The sequence below is a fragment of the Erwinia sp. JUb26 genome (assembly GCF_003751505.1).
In the GTDB taxonomy this organism is placed as follows: Bacteria; Pseudomonadota; Gammaproteobacteria; order Enterobacterales; family Enterobacteriaceae; genus Erwinia.
The window spans coordinates 17,556-40,821 of the sequence record NZ_RJVB01000011.1 but is presented as its reverse complement, the minus strand read 5'-3'; the positions used below and the strand labels follow the sequence as shown (position 1 = coordinate 40,821).

The window sequence follows — 23,266 nt, the reverse complement described above, 5'->3', positions numbered from 1 at the left end:
GTAGTTTTCTACCACCACCCGTCAGCTTTACGAGGCAGATCGCAAAGGTAATGAGGTGGAAAATAACCTGCCTGGTCGAATGTGATAAAATATCCACCATTGCGGTACAACAGTACCGGGCAGGCTCAACAGAAGGCGGAAGGCAGATGATGGGATTATCGGGAAAGCGGATTGTTCTGGGCGTCAGCGGCGGTATTGCCGCTTACAAAACGCCAGAACTGGTACGCAGGCTCCGCGATCGCGGTGCAGAAGTCCGCGTGGTGATGACGGATGCCGCGAAGGCATTTATCACCCCGCTCAGCTTACAGGCAGTTTCTGGCTTTCCTGTATCGGATGATTTGCTTGACCCGGCCGCCGAGGCGGCAATGGGCCACATCGAGCTGGGGAAATGGGCGGATCTGGTGATTCTGGCACCGGCCACGGCCGATCTCATCGCTCGCGTCACGGCCGGAATGGCTAACGACCTCGTCACCACGCTATGCCTGGCTACGGCAGCGCCTGTCGCCGTTGTTCCGGCCATGAACCAGCAGATGTATCGCGCACTGCCCACCCAGCATAATCTCCAGCAGCTGGCACAGCGCGGCGTGATGATTTGGGGCCCGGACAGCGGTAGCCAGGCCTGCGGTGACGTCGGCCCGGGACGCATGCTTGACCCGTTGACGATTGTCGATCTGGCCGTGAGCTGGGCCACGCCTGTCAATGACCTGCAACATCTTCATATTATGATTACCGCAGGCCCGACTCGCGAAGCGCTGGACCCGGTGCGCTTCATCAGCAATCACAGCTCGGGTAAGATGGGATTTGCCATCGCCGCTGCCGCAGCAAAACGCGGCGCCAGCGTCACGCTGGTGGCAGGACCTGTAGAATTACCCACCCCACAGTGGGTCAAACGCATTGATGTCACCACCGCGCTTGAGATGCAGCATGCCGTGATGGCGCAGGCGGCGCAGCAGCATATTTTCATCGGCTGTGCGGCGGTGGCTGACTATCGTGCTGCGGCAGTTGCCGAAGAGAAAATCAAAAAGCAGGGCGATGAAATTACCCTGAAAATGGTGAAAAACCCTGATATTGTCGCCGGCGTGGCGGCTTTAGCCGAGGGACGCCCCTACGTGGTAGGATTTGCTGCTGAAACCCAGAATGTGGAAGAATACGCACAACAAAAACGGGCGCGCAAGAATCTGGACTTGATCTGCGCCAATAATGTTGCCAAAGCCGGGCAGGGTTTCAATAGCGATTCCAATGCTCTTCACCTTTTTTGGCAGGAAGGAGATAAAGTCTTACCGCTCAGCGATAAGTCTCTCCTTGGCCAACAGTTACTAGACGAGATAGTCATTCACTATGATGAAAAAAATCGACGTTAAGATTTTAGATCAGCGCGTCGGCAACGAATTCCCTCTGCCGACTTACGCCACTTCTGGATCTGCCGGGCTTGATCTGCGCGCCTGCCTCGATGGCGCAGTTGACCTGCTGCCGGGCCAGACGACGCTGGTCCCTACGGGCTTAGCGATCCATATTGCCGACCCCGCGCTGGCGGCAGTTATCCTGCCACGCTCCGGCCTCGGTCATAAACATGGTGTGGTGCTGGGCAATCTGGTCGGCTTAATTGATTCTGACTACCAGGGACAGCTGATGGTTTCCGTCTGGAACCGCGGCCAGGATGCTTTTACCATCGAACCGGGCGAGCGCATTGCTCAGATGGTCTTTGTTCCTGTGGTGCAGGCTGAGTTCAATCTGGTCAACGATTTTGATACCAGCGTGCGTGGTGAAGGCGGCTTTGGCCATTCTGGCCGCCAGTAACCCTCCACCGTTCCCGTAAAACGAAACCCGTTTTTTCGCCGTGAGCCATCAGGCTCACGGACGTTGCGTGGGCTCGTGCCCGTTTATGGTGATCTTTTCAGGGGTCTTTTAAGACATGGTTGAAAAAAAGAGTGCGAAAAGGAATCGTCGCGAGGAAATCCTGCAGGCACTGGCGCAGATGCTGGAGTCAAGTGACGGCAGCCAGCGGATAACCACCGCAAAGCTGGCGGCAAACGTTGGCGTCTCTGAAGCGGCGCTTTACCGGCATTTCCCCAGCAAGACCAAGATGTTTGACAGCCTGATCGAATTTATCGAAGACAGCCTGATTACGCGCATCAATCTGATTTTGAAGGACGAGAAAGAAACGCTCACGCGTTTACGTCTTATCACGCAGTTGATTCTGGGCTTTGGTGAGCGTAATCCGGGTTTAACGCGCATTCTGACCGGCCATGCGCTGATGTTTGAACAGGATCGCCTGCAGGGGCGTATTAACCAGCTGTTTGAACGTATTGAAGTACAGATTCGCCAGGTGATGCGCGAAAAGAAAATGCGTGAAGGCGAAGGTTTCGCTACCGATGAAACGCTGCTGGCCAGCCAACTGCTGGCTTTTTGCGAAGGGTTGCTTTCGCGCTTTGTTCGTTCAGAGTTTCGCTATCGCCCGACGGCGGATTTCGAGATTCGCTGGCCGCTGTTTGCAATGCAGCTGGTGTAAACCAACGTGGACTGGCACAGCAATGAGGCCGGTCCACGTCGATTTAGTTCAACGTTCAGATACCGTATTCACTGCGATAGGCGCGCACTGCCGCCAGGTGATCGGCAAGTTCAGGTTTCTCTTCCAGATAGCTGATTAGCTCTTCCAGCGTGATAATCGAGATCACCTTACAGCCGTAATCCCGCTCAACTTCCTGAATCGCCGAAATGGTACCGCGTCCGCGCTCCTGACGATTGAGGGAAATCAGCACTCCGGCCAGGCTGGCCTGATTCGCCGCAATGATCTCCATCGATTCACGGATCGCGGTACCTGCGGTGATCACGTCATCCACCAGCATCACTTTACCCTGCAGCGGACTACCGACCAACGTACCGCCTTCACCGTGGGTTTTCGCCTCTTTGCGGTTAAAGCAGTACGGCACATCGCGATCGTGATGATCCGCCAGCGCCACGGCGGTGGTCGTGGCAATAGGAATACCCTTGTAGGCCGGACCAAACAGCAGATCGAAATCAATGCCTGAATCCACCAGTGCCTGCGCATAAAACCGGCCTAACAGAGCCAGATCGCGCCCGGTGTTGAACAAACCGGCGTTAAAGAAGTAGGGGCTCTTGCGCCCTGACTTCAGCGTGAACTCACCAAACTTCAGCACCTGCTTGTTGATGGCGAATTCGATAAATTGGCGCTGCCAGGCTTTCATGTTGTCATTCCTCAATATTCAGGCAAAAAAAAGGCGACTGTTAGTCGCCTGGAAAAATCAGTTAGCCAGCGCCGCTTTCTGCGCCTGTACCAATGTGTCAATGCCGCCCCGGGCCAACTCAAGCAGCTTGAGCAGCTCTTCATGGCTGAAGGGCTCGCCTTCCGCAGTGCCCTGCACTTCAATCATGCGGCCGTCTTCGGTCATCACCACATTCATATCCGTTTCGGCTGCGGAATCTTCCACATATTCCAGATCGCACAGCGCTTCGCCGTTAACGATGCCAACGGAGATAGCCGCAACCATCCCTTTCATCGGGTTGGCTTTCAGCTTGCCGATAGCGACCAGATGGTTCAGCGCATCGGCCAGCGCCACGCAGGCACCGGTGATTGATGCAGTGCGCGTACCGCCATCGGCCTGCAGCACGTCGCAGTCCAGGGTGATGGTAAACTCGCCCAGGGCTTTCAGATCCAGCGCGGCGCGCAGGGATCGTGCGATCAGACGTTGGATCTCCAGCGTGCGGCCGCCCTGCTTACCTTTCGCCGCTTCACGGGCGTTACGGCTGTGGGTGGCACGAGGCAACATACCGTATTCAGCCGTCACCCATCCCTGTCCCTGACCTTTCAGGAAACGAGGAACGCCTTCTTCAATCGTTGCGGTACACAATACCTTGGTATCACCGAATTCAACCAGCACAGAGCCTTCTGCATGTTTGGTGTAATGACGGGTCAGGGTTACGGGGCGCACCTGCTGTGCACTACGGCCTGATGGACGCATAGTTTATTCTCCGGCTAGCTTTATAATTGGCTGCGCATTATACGGATTTCACCGACGAATGCCTATCGCAGCGGCCGCCATCCGCGCGCCGTTATGCAACGGGCAGATAATCAACGGTTAAAACAGCAAGATAATCGGGAACAGGATGTAAAAAGAGTCGATATATGGCTAAATGCCTCTCTTTATTGACTCTTCACGCGGGACCGTCCGTATGACTGCTGTTTTACATTTTATTCTGGCCCTGGCCATTATCTTCTGCCTGGCGCTGCTGTTCAGTACCGACCGCAAGAAAATTCGTCCGCGCGTCCTGCTGCAACTGATCGTCATTGAGGGCGCTCTGGCCTGGTTCTTCCTGCACGCATCCGGCGGGCTGAGCGTGGTCAGTGCCGTTTCCAGCTTCTTCGAAACACTGTTGAAATATGCCGCGCAGGGTACCGACTTTGTGTTTGGCAACATGAGCTCTCAGGGTCTGGCGTTTATCTTCCTAGGCGTGCTGTGCCCGATTGTCTTTATCTCAGCGCTCATTGGTATTTTACAGCACCTGAAGATCCTGCCGCTGCTGATCCGCGTTGTTGGCACCGTGCTGTCCAAAATCAACGGCATGGGCAAACTGGAGTCATTCAACGCCGTCAGTACCTTAATCCTTGGCCAGTCCGAGAACTTTATCGCCTATAAGGGTATCCTGGCAGAGATTTCCCAGCGTCGCCTGTATTCCATGGCCGCTGCCGCCATGTCCACCGTCTCGCTGTCGATTGTCGGTGCCTATATGTCGATGATTGAACCGCGCTACGTGGTGGCGGCACTGGTGCTTAACATGTTCAGCACCTTTATCATCCTGTCGATCATCAACCCGACACCGGTGGGTGATGAACTCGAGATTCGGCTGGAAAAATTGCATGAAGATCAGAGTTTCTTTGAGATGCTGGGCGAATACATCCTCGCCGGTTTTAAAGTCGCAATGATTATCCTGGCGATGCTGATTGGCTTTATTGCCTTGATAACAGCGGTTAATGCGCTGTTCGCCGCGGTGTTCGGTATCAGCTTCCAGCAAATCCTTGGCTATATTTTCTGGCCGTTTGCCTGGCTAATCGGTATTCCACCAGCCGATGCCCTGAAGGCCGCCAGTATTATGGCCACCAAGCTGGTGACAAATGAGTTTGTGGCGATGATCGAGCTGAAAAAAATCGCGGCCGAACTGTCGCCGCGCGGACTGGGGATCCTGTCCGTGTTCCTGGTGTCGTTTGCTAACTTTGCCTCGATCGGCATTGTGGCTGGCGCTATCAAGGGGCTTAATGAGCAGCAGGGAAATGTGGTATCGCGCTTCGGCCTGAAGCTGATCTATGGCTCCACGCTGGTGAGTTTACTTTCCGCCGCCTTCGCCGGGCTGGTGCTGTAACGTTCAGCCCGGTACTTTGGTACCGGGCATCTTGGTAAGTGAACGCTGGTCAGAAAGCCACGCAGGCTGGCGTATCAACCCGCATGACCGAATCCTGGGCAAATCGCTGTTTATAAATCGCCCGCAGTGCTTCAATCCCCTGCTCGCTGCTGCGATCTGTGGCATGAATCAACATTAACGCCCGGCTATCTTCACGTGCGAGCTTCCCGTCGTTGCCCAGCCACTGCCCTTTAGCCGCAAAGACGGTCAGGCCATCTTTAAAGCGCGGCGTAACGTCCTTATCGACAAACGTCTGCCACTCGGCATCGGTAATCGCCGGTCCTTGTGGCCTGTTCAGGCCGAAATAGAGCGTGGTCTGCTGCATTGCCTCACCGATCGTACACGTCGGTGCTGCTGTGCTCGTCACCTTGCCCGGCACACTGCATCCCGTGAGCGCTAAAAGTAAAATAGAAGAATAAAATAAACGAGCAGACATGGACTCTCCTGGAAATGACGATGACAGCCGGGTGGCCCGGCACTCAGGCCGGATTATTCTTAACATCTTAATCTGCGGTAGATAAAACGTCAGCCGTTGTGCTGACATTTGACTGAATACCTGTTAAGCCAGCGCCTGCACCGTTATACTTCCGGCATCTTTCTCTTAAGCGAGTACGCAAAATGATCCGCAGTATGACCGCCTACGCACGCCGTGAAACCAAAGGTGATTGGGGCAGCGCCGCCTGGGAACTGCGCTCTGTTAACCAGCGCTATCTTGAAACGTATATCCGCCTGCCGGAACAATTTCGCGGACTGGAGCCTGCCATCCGTGAACGCATCCGCAATCGGCTGACGCGCGGTAAAGTGGAGGTTAACCTGCGTTTCGACGCTGACCCCAGCGCGCAAAGTGCCCTGGTGCTGAATGAAAAACTGGCGGTTCAGCTGGTGCAGGCGGCGAACTGGGTCAAAATGCAGAGCGACGAGGGTGAAATTAACCCGGTCGATATCCTGCGCTGGCCCGGCGTCATGTCGGCAGAAGAGCAGGATCTGGATGCCATCTCAGCACAGCTATTAACCCTGCTCGACGGCGCTATTGACGACTTTATCACCGCCCGTGAAACGGAAGGTGCGGCGCTGAAGACGCTGATTGAGCAGCGTCTGGAAGGCGTCAGTACCGAAGTCAGTAAAGTCCGTACCCATATGCCAGATGTATTGAAATGGCAGCGCGAGCGCCTGGTTGCCCGTCTGGAAGACGCGCAGGTACAGCTGGAAAATAATCGCCTGGAGCAGGAACTGGTGATGCTGGCACAGCGCGTGGATGTCGCAGAAGAGCTGGACCGCCTGGAAGCGCACGTGAAAGAAACCTATAACATCCTGAAGAAAAAAGAGGCGGTCGGCCGCCGTCTGGACTTTATGATGCAGGAGTTCAACCGTGAGTCCAATACGCTGGGTTCTAAATCAATCAATGCGGACATCACCGCGTCAGCCATTGAGCTGAAGGTCCTGATTGAACAGATGCGCGAGCAAATCCAGAATATCGAGTAAATTTTCTGACTCTTTATCATTCGATTCAGAAAGCCGGGTGCTGGAGGACGTTATGCCGATGTCCGATGCATGATGTCGTCACCTGCAGCGCCTCAACGCTATAAGCCTGCTTATAGCGTTTTTTTATGGTAGGAAGAAAATGCTTCAGAGGGTAAACTATCACCCTTCTTTTACTATGGATTTATTTGAGGCTCAACCATGCAAACTTTACCTCCCTGCCCAAAGTGCAGCTCTGAATACAGCTGGCAGGATGGGGACATGCTTAACTGCCCGGAATGCGGCCATGTCTGGGCTGATGGCGCTGAAAGCGGTTCTGATGAGGGCCTGATCGTTAAAGATGCCAATGGCAATCTACTGGCAGACGGCGATAGCGTGACCGTTATTAAAGATTTAAAAGTTAAAGGAAGTTCGACACCGCTAAAAATAGGCACCAAAGTGAAAGGTATCCGGCTGGTTGAGGGCGATCACAACATTGACTGCAAAATTGACGGTTTTGGGCCGATGAAACTGAAGTCAGAATTTGTTAAAAAGAACTGATAGTGACCAGTAGTCGTTCAGGCTACTGGCCTGTTCGAACTAATGTGAATACGTTTGATCATTCTTTTCATTTTATTTTATTACGTTAGGTCACCAGATTAATTTTGGTGGTAATTCCCTGGGTAAATTCATCTTCGCAACGACATTGTTGCAACAAGATAACAATTATTTATACTACATTGGATATTAATCTCATCCAGTCCATAGTCACACTCGACAGAACCATATCAATAAAACTTGTCATAAACAAGCAGACTAAAAACTCTAAATACACTCTAGTTAAGAGGGGTTAAATTCCAAAAAAATTATTTTTAGACCTGATGAAAGTCAGATCAGTCCTTGCGCATACGCGTAGCGAATTAATTCAATATTTGAAGAAACGCCTAAACGGCGCATAGCATTATACTTTTGAGTAGAGATAGTGCTAATCGTTCGATTCTGCCGCTGTGCAATTTCAGCAAGCGAGTAGCCGGATGAAAACAACCGAACCACTTCCAGTTCCTTAGGCGTTAGCGTACTTCCTCGCTCACCACCTTTAACAGGTTCTTTGAGATAGCTGAGTGATGAGGAGTAATAACAATCCGGCTGGCTGATAACATGGTGGCAAGCCAATACCGTTTCTTCGACACTATCACCTTTACTCACGATGGCGTGAACCCCATATTCACTAGCTTTTCTTAAGATCGCCGTGTTTTTTTGTGAGGTCAGTAAAACGATTCTCACATCAGGGAAACGGCCATGCAAAGCACGTAGTTTAGTAAATCCATCAATTGTTGATCGATCCGAACCCAGAGAAAAATCCGTAATCACGATATCCGTTAACTTCGCAGACAACGCCGACAGCAGGTCTTTTCCACAGACGGCTTCATTAGTGATAAGAAATTTATCATTGCCAGAAAAAAGCATTTTTAGTGAATACAATATATGTGGATGGTCATCAGATATGGTCACTGTGTATCTGTTCATACTCCCTCCCGATAAAATATCATCATAATTCTCCCTATGATTCGAATACAAGTTAACGCTTTATCGCCCTGCAAACTACCACCACTTACACTAAAACCATCCATTAAATTACCTATCCCACTAATTACATCAGTATATAGACCACCTCTTTATAATTAAGATCATGACAGGATATCTATCCTAATCAGATTAATTCAGTAGTATACCCTTTTCTACACATCACAGCCAGAAAGGTCAAAACAACAACCACAAAAAACGAACGAATAATAAAATCGTGTAACAGACTTCAATCAATAATTATCGCAACTATTTACCGATTCAGATAATGTCATAGTGTATATCTACTCCTTCACGACTGGGGACCTGTAGGGTCGTGAAAATCAACTGCGGCCTGTACGTTTTTTCACCCCCGCCACCAGATTGTATGAATAACTTTTATTAATACATGAAATTCAAAAGACGAAAGCAAGATAATAATTAATAACAACAAAAACAATTAGATAACTGAATAATGCGCATTAATAAACCTTATTTAATTATTAAAACTAATATTTCAGTCTCTCCCTGAGAAAAATTCAGTCGCCGGGAGTCCGATAACCCCTTAGGCTTGCGCCCTCTATCCAGGAGCAGACCATGTTACTCACCGTGCTTTACATTATCGGCATCACTGCTGAAGCCATGACCGGGGCTCTTGCCGCGGGTCGCCGTAAGATGGACATGTTCGGCGTCATCATCATCGCCTCAGTCACCGCGATTGGCGGCGGCTCGGTACGCGATATGCTGCTGGGCCACTATCCTTTGGGCTGGGTTAAGCATCCTGAATACATCATGATCGTCGCCGCTGCGGCGGTCATTACCACCCTTGCCGCTCCGCTCATGCCCCACTTGCGTAAGGTATTTCTGGTGCTTGATGCGCTGGGACTGGTGGTATTTTCAATACTGGGCGCGCAGGTTGCCCTTGATATGGGGCATGCCGGGATTATTGCCGCTATCAGCGCCGTCGTCACCGGTGTTTTTGGTGGGGTTTTGCGTGATATGTTTTGCAATCGCATTCCGCTGGTTTTCCAAAAAGAGCTCTATGCCGGAATCGCCTTTGCATCAGGATGGGTCTACATTTTGCTGTCAAAAACTGCGCTTGCGATGGAAACCGTGGTCATCATCACCCTGATCTGCGGCTTTGTTGCCCGTTTGCTGGCGCTTCGTTTCAAACTGGGCCTGCCGGTGTTCAACTACCCGCACGGTGACCACTGAGCCCCCTCAGCCAGGCGAATTGTAGCGTATCGGCTTACTTCAGCGCGGCTATCATTTCCCGTACCTCCGGATGGTTCAGGAAAACGCCAATCTGCCGCGCCAGTTTCACCCCAATTCCGGGCAGTTTCAGCCACTGTTCTTCCGTTCGTGAAAGAAGTTCATCCCAACTGTCATCGGTGAGTGCCCGTAAGGCCGACTCCGGCACAGGCACTCCCAGCGCTCTGACCCAGCGTTTAAAAGGCTGCTGGCGGCTCAGTTGAAACTGCTGCCAGAGAATATGCGCAATATGTTGATTAACACTGATGGATGTCCGTAGCCTTTCCTCTGACAGCGTTACCCATGAAAACAGATGGGTCAGACTGCCCGAATTTACCAGGCGCTGCCAGGTTCGGGGGCCGATGCCCGAAAAGTTCAGCGCCTGTTTGCCACCAAGCCACTCCAGGCGAGCCAAAAATTGGGCTTTGCAGCCCTTTACGGGTTGGAAACAGCTCAACATCGTATACTGCCGCCGATCCGGGGGACGCGGATAGAGGCGCTCGGCTACACGCCAGCTCACCTCTTCCAGCCGCGGGATCCCCTGCCCCGCCAGACCGACGGTCACCTGATCCCCGGGAACAATATCTTTTTCACGCCAGCGCTTCAGTGAGCCGATACTGACCCGGCTCACCCGTTTGTCATCAAGCTGCACGGGTTCAAGGTTCAGCACCACGCTAATTTTTCCACTGCGACCGATGGTGAATGCCACATCCCTTACCTCGCTGCTAACCAGCGGCGGTGGGTATTTCCAGGCGACGGCCCAGTTGCCGAGATCGGGCATCCACAGGCTCCCTTGCAATCCGGGATCGCTGTGAACAACAACGCCGTCGGTCACAAAAGGTAACGGCGATTCGAACCAGCGCCTGCGCCACTTCTGCACGGCATCGGCATCCTGTACTGAGCGGGTCCAGGGACCGATATCGGTAAATCCAGCATCGCGTATTCCTTTAAGGCGCTTCGCCAGCGTTGGCGGGCCATCCGGCCAGGCCCAGATAAACAACCCGAGATTGCCCAGCACATCAGTCTGCTGTTTTGCCATCAGCGCGCCAGCAACCTTTGAACGGGCATTTTTACCACCGTGCTGCGCCTGCCGATGACCGTTCATCATCAGGTAAAGTTCTCCCTGGAACACAGCCTGCCCCTCACGAAATGGAATAGATTGCGGTATGGCGGGTATCCGTCGGGCCTTTTCCGTCCAGTCTTCACCACGCAGACCATCACCACGGCTAATTGCCCGCTGCAGTTGCCCATCCTGGTAGACCAGCGTAACGGCAACACCGTCTATTTTCGGCTGCACCCATAAATCACGCCGGTTCTCCATCCAGCCAGCCACTGCCTGCTTATCCTTCAGCTTTTTCACTCCAACGTGAGCAACGGGATGGAGAATTTTGCCATCTGTGGATAGCTGAGGGTGGCGTAAATCGCTGTCAGGCTGAAAGCAACGTTGCCAGCTCTGCAGCCTTGACTGCAAAGCGTCGTAACGCTCGTCGGTCACCAGCCCGACTCCCTGACGGTAATAAGCGTCATCCCACTGCCGTAACTGCTTTTCCAACGCCGCGATTTCAACAATTTGCCTCGCGGGCGTCCAGACCGGGCACTCTGCCTGTGAAAATGCACTGAATAGCCCGATCGCTAATAACAGATGTCGCATCCCTGCCTCTCCCAAGTGAACCACCGACAGGCTGCAGTAAAGCGCAGCAGGATCGGGCTGACGAGCGGCAAATCAGGATTCTGGAAACAGGCCCTGAGACTTTTTCTGCAACAGTAGGTTGAACACAATCTTTTGCGTGATGCTGTCCGTTTTCGGATAAAATGGCGCATTACTCAGCCGAAACGCTGCATGAAGGGCTGCACATGTGTATACTGTGCAGGAAGTAGACTCCGCTTTATTGGCATATCAAGAATAATCATGGCTCAAGGCACGCTTTATATTGTTTCCGCCCCCAGCGGCGCGGGTAAATCCAGCCTGATTCAGGCACTGTTAAAAACGCAACCGCTGTACGACACACAGGTTTCTATTTCACATACCACTCGCGGCGTGCGGCCTGGTGAAAATCACGGCGAACATTACTACTTCGTTAACCACGATGAGTTTCGTTCCATGATTAGCGAAGATGCCTTTTTGGAACATGCCGAAGTGTTCGGTAATTATTACGGAACCTCCCGCAAGGCGATTGAGCAGGTTCTGGCTACCGGCGTTGATGTTTTTCTTGATATCGACTGGCAGGGTGCCAAACAGATTCGTCAGAAAATGCCGGCTTCGCGCAGCATTTTCGTGTTGCCGCCTTCGAAAGATGAACTGGATCGTCGCCTGCGTGGGCGTGGGCAGGACAGTGAAGAGGTGATAACCCGACGTATGGAACAGGCCGTGGCAGAAATGAGCCACTATGCCGAATACGACTATTTAATCGTGAATGATGATTTCGATCTGGCTTTGTCCGATCTAAAGACCATCATTCGCGCAGAGCGTCTGCGCATGGGCCGTCAAAAAGCCCGTCATGATGCTTTAATTCGCAAACTATTGGCAGACTGAGGACAACTCAGTATTATGCCGAGTCATTTCTTCACCCGTGGAGTATCACACTTATGGCACGCGTAACCGTACAGGACGCAGTAGAAAAAATTGGTAACCGTTTTGACCTGGTTCTGGTGGCAGCACGTCGCGCACGTCAGATGCAGGTTGGTGGTAAAGATCCACTGGTTCCAGAAGAAAACGATAAATCTACCGTTATCGCACTGCGCGAAATCGAAGAGGGCCTGATCACTAATCAGATCCTTGACGTGCGCGATCGTCAGGAACAGCAAGAGCAGGAAGCCGCTGAAATTCAGGCTGTGACCGCTATCGCTGAAGGTCGTCGTTAATCGGATCTGAAGGCTCGCCTTGTATCTGTTTGAAAGCCTCAATCAACTGATTGAAAAATACTTGCCTGAGGAGCAAATAAAGCGCCTCAAGCAAGCTTATCTTGTCGCACGTGATGCTCACGAGGGACAGACACGCTCCAGCGGTGAACCCTATATTACTCACCCGGTAGCCGTTGCCTGCATCCTGGCAGAGATGAAGCTCGACCATGAAACGCTCATGGCCGCTCTGCTGCACGATGTTATCGAAGACACCCCCGCTACGTATCAGGATATGGAACAGCTGTTCGGCAAAAGCGTTGCTGAGCTGGTCGAAGGCGTGTCCAAACTTGATAAGCTGAAATTCCGCGACAAAAAAGAAGCGCAGGCGGAAAACTTCCGCAAGATGATCATGGCGATGGTGCAGGATATTCGCGTCATTCTGATCAAGCTGGCCGACCGTACGCACAATATGCGCACGCTGGGTTCTTTACGTCCGGATAAACGGCGGCGTATCGCTCTGGAAACGCTGGAAATTTACAGTCCTCTGGCGCACCGTCTGGGTATTCACCATCTTAAAACCGAGCTGGAAGAACTGGGCTTTGAAGCCCTGTATCCCAACCGCTATCGGGTAATTAAAGAGGTGGTGAAGGCCGCGCGCGGCAACCGTAAAGAGATGATTCAGAAGATCCTCTCAGAAATCGACGGTCGCCTGCAGGAAGCCGGTATTCCCTGCCGTGTAAGCGGCCGCGAGAAGCACCTCTATTCCATCTATTGCAAAATGCACCTGAAAGAACAGCGTTTTCATTCGATTATGGATATCTACGCTTTCCGGGTGATCGTGCATGATATGGATACCTGCTATCGCGTTCTCGGCCAGATGCACAGCCTGTATAAGCCGCGTCCGGGGCGAGTCAAAGACTACATCGCGATTCCTAAGGCTAACGGCTATCAGTCGCTGCACACCTCGATGATCGGCCCGCACGGCGTGCCGGTTGAGGTGCAGATCCGTACTGAAGATATGGATCAGATGGCGGAAATGGGGGTAGCAGCGCACTGGGCTTATAAAGAACAGGGCGAAAGCAGCACCACCGCACAAATTCGCGCCCAGCGCTGGCTGCAAAGCCTGCTGGAGCTGCAGCAGAGCGCCGGTAGCTCATTTGAATTTATCGAAAGCGTAAAATCCGATCTGTTCCCGGACGAGATTTACGTTTTCACCCCGGAAGGCCGCATCGTTGAGCTTCCTGCTGGAGCAACGCCGGTTGATTTTGCCTATGCGGTGCATACCGATATCGGCCATGCCTGCGTTGGGGCCCGCGTCGATCGCCAGCCTTATCCACTGTCACAATCGCTGACCAGCGGGCAAACGGTAGAGATTATTACCGCGCCGGGCGCGCGGCCGAATGCGGCGTGGCTGAACTTTGTCGTCAGCTCGAAAGCGCGCGCCAAAATTCGTCAACTGCTGAAAAACCTGAAGCGCGATGACTCCGTCAGCCTTGGCCGACGTCTGCTTAATCATGCCCTCGGCGGCAGCCGCAAGCTGGCCGAAATACCTGAAGCCAATGTTCAGCACGAACTTGAGCGCATGAAGCTCGCCACGCTGGACGATTTGCTGGCGGAAATTGGCCTGGGTAATGCAATGAGCGTGGTCGTGGCGAAGAATCTCCAGCACAGTGACGCTGCTCCGGCTGAAACGCCAACGTCCTCGCCTTCTCGCAGCAAGCTGCCGATTAAAGGTGCTGACGGCGTCCTGATTACCTTCGCCAAGTGCTGTCGCCCGATTCCCGGTGACCCGATCGTTGCCCACGTGAGCCCGGGTAAAGGTCTGGTGGTTCACCACGAATCCTGCCGGAATATCCGCGGCTACCAGAAAGAGCCTGAGAAATTCATGGCGGTAGAGTGGGACAAAGACACCGAACAGGAATTTGTCGCCGAAATCAAAGTGGATATGTTTAACCACCAGGGTGCGCTGGCTAATCTGACTGCGGCAATTAATACCGCGGGTTCTAATATTCAGAGCCTGAATACCGAAGAGAAAGATGGCCGCGTGTACAGCGCCTTTATCCGTCTGACGGCGCGCGATCGCGTTCATCTGGCTAACATTATGCGTAAAATCCGCGTAATGCCGGATGTCATCAAGGTGCATCGTAACCGCAACTAAGGACTAAAGCGGAGCACGTCTTCGCTTTAGTCGCCTTTCACCCGATCGTCGATTTATCGTACCGCGACGGAATTACCATTTTCAGGGAGTTATTCTTCGCATGAATGCACAACGTTATGCCCGTATCCGTGAAATGCTGGCCGCACGCCAGCACGATCTGACGGTCTGTATGGAGCAGGTTCATAAGCCCCATAACGTTTCTGCGGTGATCCGTACTGCCGATGCCGTTGGCGTGCATGAAGTGCATGCCGTCTGGCCCGGGAGCCGTATGCGCACCATGGTGTCATCCGCCGCCGGTAGCAACAGCTGGGTGCAGGTAAAAACGCACCGAAGCATTTCTGAAGCCGTGCAGCATCTTAAAAGCCAGGATATGCAGATTCTGGCGACCAACCTGTCGGATAAAGCCGTCGATTTCCGCGAAATCGACTACACCCGCCCTACCTGTATTTTGATGGGCCAGGAAAAAACCGGTATCACTCAGGAAGCACTGGATCTGGCCGACCAGGACATCATCATTCCAATGATTGGTATGGTGCAGTCGCTGAACGTCTCCGTAGCCTCCGCACTGATCCTGTATGAAGCCCAGCGTCAGCGCCAGAATGCAGGTATGTACCTGCGCCATGAAAGCACACTACCTTACGCCGAGCAGCAGCGTCTGCTGTTTGAAGGCGGCTACCCGGTGCTGGCGCGCGTTGCGAAGCAGAAAAGTCTGCCCTACCCGGTGATCAACGACTGTGGCGAAGTAGAAGCAGACCCTGAGTGGTGGGCAACGATGCAGTCAAAGGCGATGAAATAATGCAGGGCCGCCTGCTGGATGCCATTCCGCTGAATACGCTCACCGGCGTGGGTGCCAATCAGGCAGCAAAGCTGGCTAAAATAGGCCTGCTTACCGTTCAGGATCTGCTACTGCATCTGCCGATGCGTTATGAAGATCGTACTCAGCTTTATACCATTAACGATCTGCTGCCGGGCATCTTTGCCACCGTTGAAGGTGACGTGCTGCACTGCGATATCAGCTTTGGCCGCCGCCGCATGCTAACCTGCCAGATTAGCGATGGCACCGGCGTGCTGACGCTGCGCTTCTTCAATTTTAATGCAGGGATGAAAAACAGCCTGGCCATCGGGCGGCGCGTGACCGCCTATGGTGAAATCAAGCGCGGCCAGCGCGGCGCCGAAATCATTCACCCGGAATATAAGATTCAGGGTGAACAGGGTGTGACCGGTCTGCAGGAAACGCTGACTCCGGTCTATTCCACCACCGAAGGCATCCGCCAGGCCACGCTGCGCAACCTGACCGATCAGGCGCTTGCCCTGCTGGACACCTGCGCCATTGCCGAACTGCTGCCGCCGGAACTGAGCCAGGGAATGATTGGACTGCCGGAGGCGCTGCGAACTCTGCATCGCCCACCGCCGGATATCGCCCTGAGCGATCTCGACAGCGGCACCCATCCAGCACAGCGCCGGTTGATTATGGAAGAACTGCTGGCCCACAATCTCAGCATGCTGGCGGTACGCGCCGGTGCACAGCGCTATCACGCGCTGGCCATGTCACCCCGCCACACCCTCAGCGAACAATTACTCGCCGCGCTCCCGTTCCGTCCTACCGGCGCTCAACAGCGCGTTGGGCGTGAGATAGAAGCGGATCTCGCGAAAGATTATCCGATGATGCGCCTGGTGCAGGGCGACGTTGGCTCAGGTAAAACGCTGGTGGCAGCCCTGGCGGCACTGAATGTGATTGCCTGGGGAAAACAGGTTGCGCTGATGGCCCCCACGGAACTGCTGGCCGAACAGCACGCCAATAACTTCCGCCAGTGGTTTGCTCCGCTGGGGATTGAAGTGGGCTGGCTGGCCGGAAAACAGAAAGGTAAGGCTCGCCTTGCCCAGCAGGAGGCCATTGCCAGCGGTCAGGTATCGATGATTGTCGGGACCCACGCGATATTCCAGGAGCAGGTGCAGTTTAACGGCCTGGCGCTGGTGATTATCGATGAGCAGCATCGCTTTGGCGTCCACCAGCGCCTGGCACTGTGGGAAAAAGGCGTAGAGCAGGGTTTCCACCCGCATCAGCTGATTATGACCGCCACGCCGATTCCACGTACCCTGGCGATGACCGCCTATGCCGACCTTGATACCTCAACCATCGACGAACTGCCGCCGGGTAGAACGCCTGTCACCACCGTGGCCATCCCAGATACGCGCCGTGCGGATATTATCGCCCGCGTTAAAAGCGCCTGTAGTGCAGAAGGCCGTCAGGCGTACTGGGTATGTACCCTGATTGAAGAGTCAGAGCTGCTGGAAGCGCAGGCGGCTGAAGCCACCTGGGAAGAGTTGAAACTGGCGCTGCCTGATTTGCAGGTTGGCCTGGTGCACGGTCGTATGAAACCGGCGGAGAAACAGGCCGTGATGCAGGCCTTTAAGGCCGGTGAAATTCAGTTGCTGATCGCCACCACGGTGATTGAAGTCGGGGTTGATGTCCCTAACGCCAGCCTGATGATTATTGAAAACCCGGAACGACTGGGGCTGGCGCAGCTGCATCAGCTGCGCGGGCGAGTCGGGCGCGGCGCGGTCGCTTCTCACTGCGTACTACTGTATAAAGCCCCGCTGAGCAAAACCGCACAAAAACGCCTCCAGGTTCTGCGCGACAGTAATGATGGTTTTGTTATTGCCCAATGCGATCTCGAAATCCGCGGCCCCGGCGAGCTGCTGGGCACGCGTCAGACCGGCAATGCCGAGTTTAAAGTCGCCGATCTACTGCGCGATGGCGCGATGATCCCGGAAGTTCAGCGTGTTGCTCGCCATATTCATCAACACTATCCCCAGCAGGCGCAGGCACTGATTGAACGCTGGCTGCCTGAAACCGAGCGCTACACCAACGCCTGAAACACCTGGCCTTCTTCGTCGACCTCTACGTCAATGGTTGCCACCAGCAAACGTTTGCTTTTCAACGACAGAGGATTAAAATCGCCACTTTATTCCCGCTGGAACCCCGAACATGTCCGTTGATGCCCATGATGCCGCTGCCCACCAACCTGCTCCGGTGAGCAACAGTGAGTTGATTTATCGTCTTGAAGACCGTCCACCGCTCCCTCAGACTCTGTTTGCCGCCTGTCAGCACCTGCTGGCGATGTTCGTTGCGGTCATCACACCGGCGCTGCTGATTTGTCAGGCCCTCGGCTTACCGGCGCAGGATACGCAGCACATCATCAGCATGTCGCTGTTCGCTTCCGGCGTGGCATCGATTCTGCAGATCAAAACATGGGGACCGGTGGGTTCCGGGCTGCTCTCTATCCAGGGAACCAGCTTTAACTTTGTTTCTCCGCTGATTATGGGCGGGCTGGCGCTGAAGAACGGCGGTGCTGACGTCCCGACCATGATGGCTGCCCTGTTCGGCACGCTGATGCTCGCCTCCTGCACGGAAATGGCCCTGTCCCGCGTTCTGCACCTCGCGCGCCGGGTCATTACCCCGCTGGTTTCCGGTGTGGTGGTGATGATTATCGGCCTGTCGCTGATTCAGGTCGGCCTGACCTCCATCGGCGGCGGCTATGCGGCGATGAACGACCATACTTTCGGCGCACCTAAAAACCTGCTGCTGGCCGGAGCCGTTCTGGCGGTGATTATTCTGCTTAACCGCCAGCGTAATCCCTACCTGCGCGTTGCTTCACTGGTGATCGCCATGGCCGTTGGCTATCTGCTGGCGTGGGCGCTGGGTATGCTGCCGGCCGATACCGCGCCAGGCAATACCTCTCTGGTGGCGATCCCGATGCCGCTGTATTACGGACTGGGTATCGACTGGAATCTGCTGATCCCGCTGATGCTGGTATTTATGGTGACCTCGCTGGAAACCATTGGCGACATTACCGCGACCTCCGACGTTTCCGAGCAGCCGGTCAGTGGCCCGCTGTATATGAAGCGACTGAAGGGGGGCGTGCTGGCTAACGGCCTTAACTCCTGCGTATCTGCGCTGTTCAATACCTTTCCCAACTCCTGCTTTGGGCAGAATAATGGCGTGATCCAGCTGACCGGCGTTGCCAGCCGCTACGTAGGTTTTGTCGTGGCGCTGATGCTGATTGTGCTGGGGCTGTTCCCGGCCGTCAGCGGTTTTGTGCAGCATATTCCTGAACCGGTGCTGGGCGGAGCGACGATTGTCATGTTTGGTACCATCGCCGCTTCCGGCGTGCGCATCGTGTCACGCGAGCCGCTAAACCGCCGTGCGATTATGATTATTGCGCTGTCGCTGGCAGTTGGCCTGGGCGTATCCCAGCAGCCGCTGATCCTGCAGTTCGCCCCTGACTGGCTGAAAACCCTGCTCTCTTCCGGCATCGCGGCGGGCGGGATCACTGCTATTGTTCTGAATCTGGTGTTCCCGCAGGAAAAATAATTCCGCAGCGGTCAGAGTCGTACGCTGACAGGGCAGATAATTTCGGCCCTGTCAGTGCCTTCCCGGTTGAGAAACGGCGATAAATCAGGCATAACAAGCCATTACCGATTTTCCACGGGATGGTTGCCATGAAGTTTCTCGGAAAAGTTCTGCTCACGCTGCTGCTGGTGTTGCTGCTGGTCATCGTTGCTCTTTATGTGCTGCTGCAAACCCAGTGGGGTGCAGGATGGATTAGCCGCCAGATCAGTGATGACACCGCCTATCAGCTCACCATGAGTAAAATTGAGCATGACTTTTCTCGTCCCAGCCATCTCCTGCTTGATGATGTTGCCTTCGGCCACGATGGCCAACCCGCGACGCTGGTCGCTAAGCGCGTTGACCTCGGCCTGAGCCTTAAGCAGTTCAGCAATCCACTTCATTTCTCCAGCATCCGGCTGAATCAGGGAACGTTAAATCTGAATAACGGCGCCCCGCCGGTTTCTTTGCAGGCCGACAGGCTCCAGTTTAGCCAGATGGCGCTAAATCGCTCCCAGGATGGCGGGTCATTACAGGCACAGCGGGTAGACGGTGGCATTATTCCCTGGCAGCCGGAAGCCACTGCCCGGCCGGACTATCAGGCAAGTTTTCAGATCAGCGCCGGATCTCTGGTGCTGAATGGCGTACCGGCGGCTAACGCACTGATTGAAGGCAGTGTGAAGGGCCAGGAATGGACGATTAGCAATCTGGGTGCCGATGTTGCACGCGGTTCAGCGACGGCGAACGCACGCCGTGATGCGGCCGGTAACTGGCAGATTTCCAGCCTGCGCCTCAACAGCATACGTCTGCAAAGTGATAAAACGCTGAGTGATTTTTTACAGCCGCTGCTGTCTCTTCCTGAGATTCGGCTGGGGAGAGTTGATGTCACCGATGCTCGCCTGGAAGGGCGCGACTGGGCGGTGACCGATTTAGATTTAGTGCTTAAAAATATCACCCTGATCCACGGTGACTGGCAGAGCGATGGCGGATCGCTGGCGATGAACGCCAGTAGCTTTGTCAACGGCAGCCTGCAGCTGGACGACCCCATAGCCAGTCTCGACTTTTCCCCGCAGGGCGTTGAGCTTTCGCAGTTCAGTTCACGCTGGGTTAACGGCCTGATCCGCGCACAGGGCAACTGGAACCGCAGCGATAAAAAGCTGAACCTTGATGAAGTGGTCATTGCCGGTCTGGAGTACACGCTTCCCTCAACCTGGCGTGAGCGCTGGATGCAAACGCTGCCGGGCTGGCTGGATAGCGTTGAAATCAAGAGATTCAGTGCCAATCGCAATCTGATCATTGATATCGATCCGGCATTCCCTTTCCAGATGACGTCTCTGGAAGGTACGGGCAGTAATCTGCTGCTGGCACGCAGCCATCAGTGGGGAGTCTGGGCGGGTAATCTGAGCCTGAATGCGGCTGAAGCCACCTTCAACCGCGTTGATGTTCGTCACCCGTCGCTCACGCTGGCCGCCGACGACGATAATATTAACATCACGGAAATGAGCGCGTTTAGCGGTGATGGCATGCTGGAAGGCAAAGCCACTGTCAGCCAACAGCCAGACAGAGCCACGTCCTTTACCCTCAATGGTCGCCAGGTGCAGGTCAACCTGCTGCAGAATTGGGGCTGGCCGCCGCTGGCACAGGGTAAAGGCAATCTTCAACTCAGCGGTAAGGCCCTGCTGCAACGGGAAAAACCGTTAAAACCTACGGTGAACGCCTCGCTTTCCGCCACCCCGGCTGATACTTCCCTCCAACAGCAGATGATTAACGGCGAAGTGCGCGGCAATCAATAAACGGTCCGCTAAACGATAAAGCGTGATTCGATGGGAAATAGCCAGTTTGAGCCGCCTGGAGCAAACTGGCTAAACGCGAAGTAATAAAAATTAGTGCCCCGAACCGCCAGATTCCAGAGGTCCGTCGGGATCGGCAGGCAAAACGATATATACCCCTTCAAACACCGCGCCGGATTCATCATTGCCAAACAGCTCGACTTCCAGCTGCACGCGCGCCTTGCGACCGCGGGCGAGGCGGTCTAAATCACCGCTGAGCGATCCCAGATTGGCAATCGCACCGGGCCTGCCGCTGATGGGCTTGCTGTAGCGAATATGCGCGTCGGCCAGAATGATGGTGCCTCCCAGGTGCCGTTCACGCAGAAGCAGCCAAATCAGCCCCCAGCCGGTGAGTGTAGCCAGGGAAAACAGACTGCCGGCGAACAGCGTGTGATGGGGATTCTGATTTCCGGTCTCCGGCATGGTGGTGACAAATTTCTGCCCGGTGTACTGCAGAATGCGCACGCCCATTTTCTCGCTGAGGGGGATGTGTTCATACCATGCCTGCTGCAGCTGGCCACACCAGTCTGCGCGGTGCAGAATATCGTCCAGCGTGACGACCGGTTTAATCATTAAAAAGTGGCGCACCGGGGTAGTTTGCGGCGCGGTGATCTCGCCCTGATTGAGATAGCCCAGCTTGGAGAAGAAATCCACGGCATCCTCACGAGCGCTACACACCACCCGCTTGACGCCTTCCTGTCTGGCAACGGACTCCAGCGTCATCGCCACCAGCGTTCCCAGCCCCTTTCCCTGTACCGATGGATGGACGGCGAGAAAGCGAATGGCGGCTTCGTTATCGGCATTAATGTACAACCTGCCGACGGCAACCGGCTGCCCCTGCTCATCGACCACCATTTGGTGATGCGCCAGGGCATCCCAGGCATCGCGCTCCGATCCCATGGGCTGATGCAGCGGCTTACGCAGCATTTCCCAACGGAACTGATAGTAGGTATCTAACTCTTCTGCAGTTTCTGGCACCCGGAGGTGATACATAAAGTGATTCTCTCTGTCTGCGCTCGCCAGGCTGTTCCTTTGCCGTTCGGCCAGCGGCGTCAAACCTGCAACCAGAAGGTTACCGGGCCATCGTTCACCAGTGCCACCTGCATATCAGCGGCAAATTGTCCGGTTTCCGTCGTTATCCCCTGCTCGCGACAGCAGGTGGTAAAATACTCATAGAGCTTTTCAGCCTCGACCGGCTCTGCGCCACCGGAGAAGCTGGGGCGCAGGCCCTTTTGCGTATCGGCAGCCAGCGTAAACTGCGATACCACCAGCACGCTGCCATTTGCCTGCTGCACGTTCAGATTCATTTTGTCGTTGTCGTCACCGAAAATACGGTAGCCCAGCACTTTACTGGATAGCTTACGTGCACTCTCAGGGGTATCCCCTTTTTCTACGCCGAGCAGGACAAGCAGCCCTGGCCCGATTTCCCCGATGGTTTCACCGGCCACCGTGACGCTGGCAGCAAGCACCCGTTGAATTAAGGCAATCATAGTTCCTCGTTCTCTTTTTCTTGTTCTTCTTGTTTCAGCTGACGGTAGTCACCCAGCGAAGCCGTGATTTCAGCCCCTAGCAGTACGATACACCAGGTCCAGTAAACCCATAAAAAAACAATGGGTATCACGGCCAGTACCCCATAAATTAACTGGTACGAGGGGAACATCGTAACATAGAGGGCAAAACACTTTTTCCCCAGCTCGAACAGTACTCCTGCAACCAGTGCCCCGACAAGCGCATCACGCGCGGCAACCTCAGTGGTGGGCACAATACTGTAAAGTAACCAGAATGAAAGGCAGGAAAGGAGCAACGGAAAAATACGCAGCATCACGTCAATCGCCCAGGAAACGCCGCTGACCGTCGCCCAGTGCAGGGAGAGCAGGTAAGAACTGATGGCCAGACTGGCTCCCACCAGCAGCGGCCCCAGGGTCAGGATCATCCAGTAGATAGCAAACGAGTAAATCAGCGGTCGTGTTCTTTTGCTCCGCCAGATCGTATTCAGTGCAGAATCAATGGAGTACATCAGCAGCAGCGCGGTGACGATCAGCCCACCCACGCCGACCGTGGTCATTTTATTAACGTTCGCCACGAACTGTTCGAGGTAATTCTGAATGGTCGTCCCCGCTGCCGGGACAAAATTATTGAAGACAAAATCTTTAATCTGCGTGCTGACCTCCGAGAACATTGGAAATGCAGCGAACAACGCGAACACCACGGCAACCAGCGGGACCAGAGAAAGCAGTGACACATAGGCGAGATGGCCCGCCAGCATGGTCATGCCGTCTTCATCCGTTCGCCGCCACAGCAATTTTACATACTGCCAGACAGCATGCAGGCGATGCCGAGAGTGGTTAAGTAAACGCACGA

General features: G+C 54.3%; 22 protein-coding genes. 14 read left to right on the top strand and 8 right to left on the bottom strand.

The genetic code is table 11. The annotated features are described in order from the left end of the window. Positions 1–146: 146 nt before the first annotated feature. The 3 genes from coaBC to slmA all read left to right on the top strand — a co-directional run bounded on the left by coaBC (position 147) and on the right by slmA (position 2,509). Positions 147–1,361 (top strand): bifunctional phosphopantothenoylcysteine decarboxylase/phosphopantothenate--cysteine ligase CoaBC, encoded by a 1,215-nt coding sequence (gene coaBC / locus EC836_RS22750; RefSeq protein ID WP_123337414.1) that lies wholly within the window; start codon positions 147–149, stop codon positions 1,359–1,361. Continuing rightward, complete coding sequence (gene dut / locus EC836_RS22745; protein WP_123337412.1) at positions 1,339–1,797, top strand: dUTP diphosphatase; 459 nt, start codon at positions 1,339–1,341, stop codon at positions 1,795–1,797. Before coaBC ends, dut begins: the two co-directional genes overlap by 23 nt. A gap of 115 nt (positions 1,798–1,912) precedes the next feature. Continuing rightward, a complete protein-coding gene (gene slmA, locus EC836_RS22740; protein WP_123337410.1) occupies positions 1,913–2,509 on the top strand; it encodes a nucleoid occlusion factor SlmA in 597 nt (198 codons plus the stop codon). A 55-nt stretch (positions 2,510–2,564) separates the two neighbouring features. Here slmA and pyrE read toward each other — a convergent pair whose 3' ends face one another. Together pyrE and rph are read right to left on the bottom strand one after the other, a co-directional pair. Then, positions 2,565–3,206 (bottom strand): orotate phosphoribosyltransferase, encoded by a 642-nt coding sequence (gene pyrE, locus EC836_RS22735; protein WP_123337408.1) that lies wholly within the window; start codon positions 3,204–3,206, stop codon positions 2,565–2,567. A 57-nt stretch (positions 3,207–3,263) separates the two neighbouring features. Beyond that, positions 3,264–3,980, bottom strand: a complete 717-nt coding sequence (gene rph, locus EC836_RS22730) for a ribonuclease PH (protein WP_123337405.1) — start codon at positions 3,978–3,980, stop codon at positions 3,264–3,266. A 211-nt stretch (positions 3,981–4,191) separates the two neighbouring features. On the opposite strand from rph, the gene EC836_RS22725 reads away from it, so the two are divergent. Beyond that, positions 4,192–5,376: a NupC/NupG family nucleoside CNT transporter gene (locus EC836_RS22725; protein ID WP_123337595.1), complete on the top strand. Its 1,185-nt coding sequence runs from the start codon at positions 4,192–4,194 to the stop codon at positions 5,374–5,376. 49 nt (positions 5,377–5,425) lie between these two features. Here the strand turns inward: EC836_RS22725 and EC836_RS22720 are convergent, their stop codons facing one another. Next, complete coding sequence (locus EC836_RS22720) at positions 5,426–5,851, bottom strand: DUF3574 domain-containing protein (protein WP_123337403.1); 426 nt, start codon at positions 5,849–5,851, stop codon at positions 5,426–5,428. 182 nt (positions 5,852–6,033) lie between these two features. On the opposite strand from EC836_RS22720, the gene EC836_RS22715 reads away from it, so the two are divergent. Both EC836_RS22715 and EC836_RS22710 read left to right on the top strand, forming a co-directional pair. After that, positions 6,034–6,897: a YicC/YloC family endoribonuclease gene (locus EC836_RS22715; RefSeq protein ID WP_123337401.1), complete on the top strand. Its 864-nt coding sequence runs from the start codon at positions 6,034–6,036 to the stop codon at positions 6,895–6,897. Between the two features lie 198 nt (positions 6,898–7,095). After that, positions 7,096–7,434 carry a zinc ribbon domain-containing protein YjdM gene (locus EC836_RS22710; RefSeq protein WP_123337399.1) on the top strand — a complete coding sequence of 113 codons (339 nt, stop codon included), beginning with the start codon at positions 7,096–7,098 and terminating at the stop codon, positions 7,432–7,434. Positions 7,435–7,761: 327 nt separating this feature from the next. Here the strand turns inward: EC836_RS22710 and EC836_RS22705 are convergent, their stop codons facing one another. Continuing rightward, positions 7,762–8,400: a response regulator transcription factor gene (locus EC836_RS22705; RefSeq protein WP_123337397.1), complete on the bottom strand. Its 639-nt coding sequence runs from the start codon at positions 8,398–8,400 to the stop codon at positions 7,762–7,764. Between the two features lie 633 nt (positions 8,401–9,033). On the opposite strand from EC836_RS22705, the gene EC836_RS22700 reads away from it, so the two are divergent. Then, positions 9,034–9,651 carry a trimeric intracellular cation channel family protein gene (locus EC836_RS22700; protein ID WP_123337394.1) on the top strand — a complete coding sequence of 206 codons (618 nt, stop codon included), beginning with the start codon at positions 9,034–9,036 and terminating at the stop codon, positions 9,649–9,651. A 34-nt stretch (positions 9,652–9,685) separates the two neighbouring features. On the opposite strand, the gene ligB is transcribed toward EC836_RS22700, so the two are convergent. Continuing rightward, positions 9,686–11,338, bottom strand: a complete 1,653-nt coding sequence (gene ligB, locus EC836_RS22695) for an NAD-dependent DNA ligase LigB (RefSeq protein ID WP_123337392.1) — start codon at positions 11,336–11,338, stop codon at positions 9,686–9,688. 258 nt (positions 11,339–11,596) lie between these two features. Here ligB and gmk point away from each other — a divergent pair, with 258 nt between their 5' ends. The 7 genes from gmk to EC836_RS22660 all read left to right on the top strand — a co-directional run bounded on the left by gmk (position 11,597) and on the right by EC836_RS22660 (position 20,869). Continuing rightward, complete coding sequence (gmk, locus tag EC836_RS22690) at positions 11,597–12,220, top strand: guanylate kinase (RefSeq protein WP_123337390.1); 624 nt, start codon at positions 11,597–11,599, stop codon at positions 12,218–12,220. A gap of 53 nt (positions 12,221–12,273) precedes the next feature. Then, positions 12,274–12,549 (top strand): DNA-directed RNA polymerase subunit omega, encoded by a 276-nt coding sequence (rpoZ, locus tag EC836_RS22685; RefSeq protein ID WP_105594422.1) that lies wholly within the window; start codon positions 12,274–12,276, stop codon positions 12,547–12,549. 19 nt (positions 12,550–12,568) lie between these two features. Further along, positions 12,569–14,686, top strand: a complete 2,118-nt coding sequence (gene spoT, locus EC836_RS22680) for a bifunctional GTP diphosphokinase/guanosine-3',5'-bis pyrophosphate 3'-pyrophosphohydrolase (protein ID WP_123337388.1) — start codon at positions 12,569–12,571, stop codon at positions 14,684–14,686. A gap of 100 nt (positions 14,687–14,786) precedes the next feature. Continuing rightward, positions 14,787–15,482: a tRNA (guanosine(18)-2'-O)-methyltransferase TrmH gene (gene trmH / locus EC836_RS22675; RefSeq protein WP_123337386.1), complete on the top strand. Its 696-nt coding sequence runs from the start codon at positions 14,787–14,789 to the stop codon at positions 15,480–15,482. After that, positions 15,482–17,563: an ATP-dependent DNA helicase RecG gene (gene recG, locus EC836_RS22670; protein ID WP_123337384.1), complete on the top strand. Its 2,082-nt coding sequence runs from the start codon at positions 15,482–15,484 to the stop codon at positions 17,561–17,563. Before trmH ends, recG begins: the two co-directional genes overlap by 1 nt. Positions 17,564–17,675: 112 nt before the next feature. Further along, on the top strand, positions 17,676–19,061 hold the full coding sequence (locus tag EC836_RS22665; RefSeq protein WP_123337382.1) for an NCS2 family protein: 1,386 nt from the start codon (positions 17,676–17,678) through the stop codon (positions 19,059–19,061). Positions 19,062–19,189: 128 nt separating this feature from the next. Then, positions 19,190–20,869: an AsmA family protein gene (locus EC836_RS22660; RefSeq protein WP_123337593.1), complete on the top strand. Its 1,680-nt coding sequence runs from the start codon at positions 19,190–19,192 to the stop codon at positions 20,867–20,869. 90 nt (positions 20,870–20,959) lie between these two features. Here EC836_RS22660 and fabY read toward each other — a convergent pair whose 3' ends face one another. The 3 genes from fabY to EC836_RS22645 are packed head-to-tail and all read right to left on the bottom strand — an operon-like array spanning position 20,960 to position 23,264. Further along, entirely contained in the window at positions 20,960–21,898 is a 939-nt protein-coding gene (gene fabY / locus EC836_RS22655) for a fatty acid biosynthesis protein FabY (RefSeq protein ID WP_123337380.1), read from the bottom strand. Between the two features lie 59 nt (positions 21,899–21,957). Then, positions 21,958–22,395, bottom strand: coding sequence for a D-aminoacyl-tRNA deacylase (dtd, locus tag EC836_RS22650; RefSeq protein ID WP_123337378.1), 438 nt, complete (start codon positions 22,393–22,395; stop codon positions 21,958–21,960). Further along, positions 22,392–23,264, bottom strand: coding sequence for a virulence factor BrkB family protein (locus EC836_RS22645; protein WP_123337375.1), 873 nt, complete (start codon positions 23,262–23,264; stop codon positions 22,392–22,394). Before EC836_RS22645 ends, dtd begins: the two co-directional genes overlap by 4 nt. Positions 23,265–23,266: the final 2 nt, after the last annotated feature.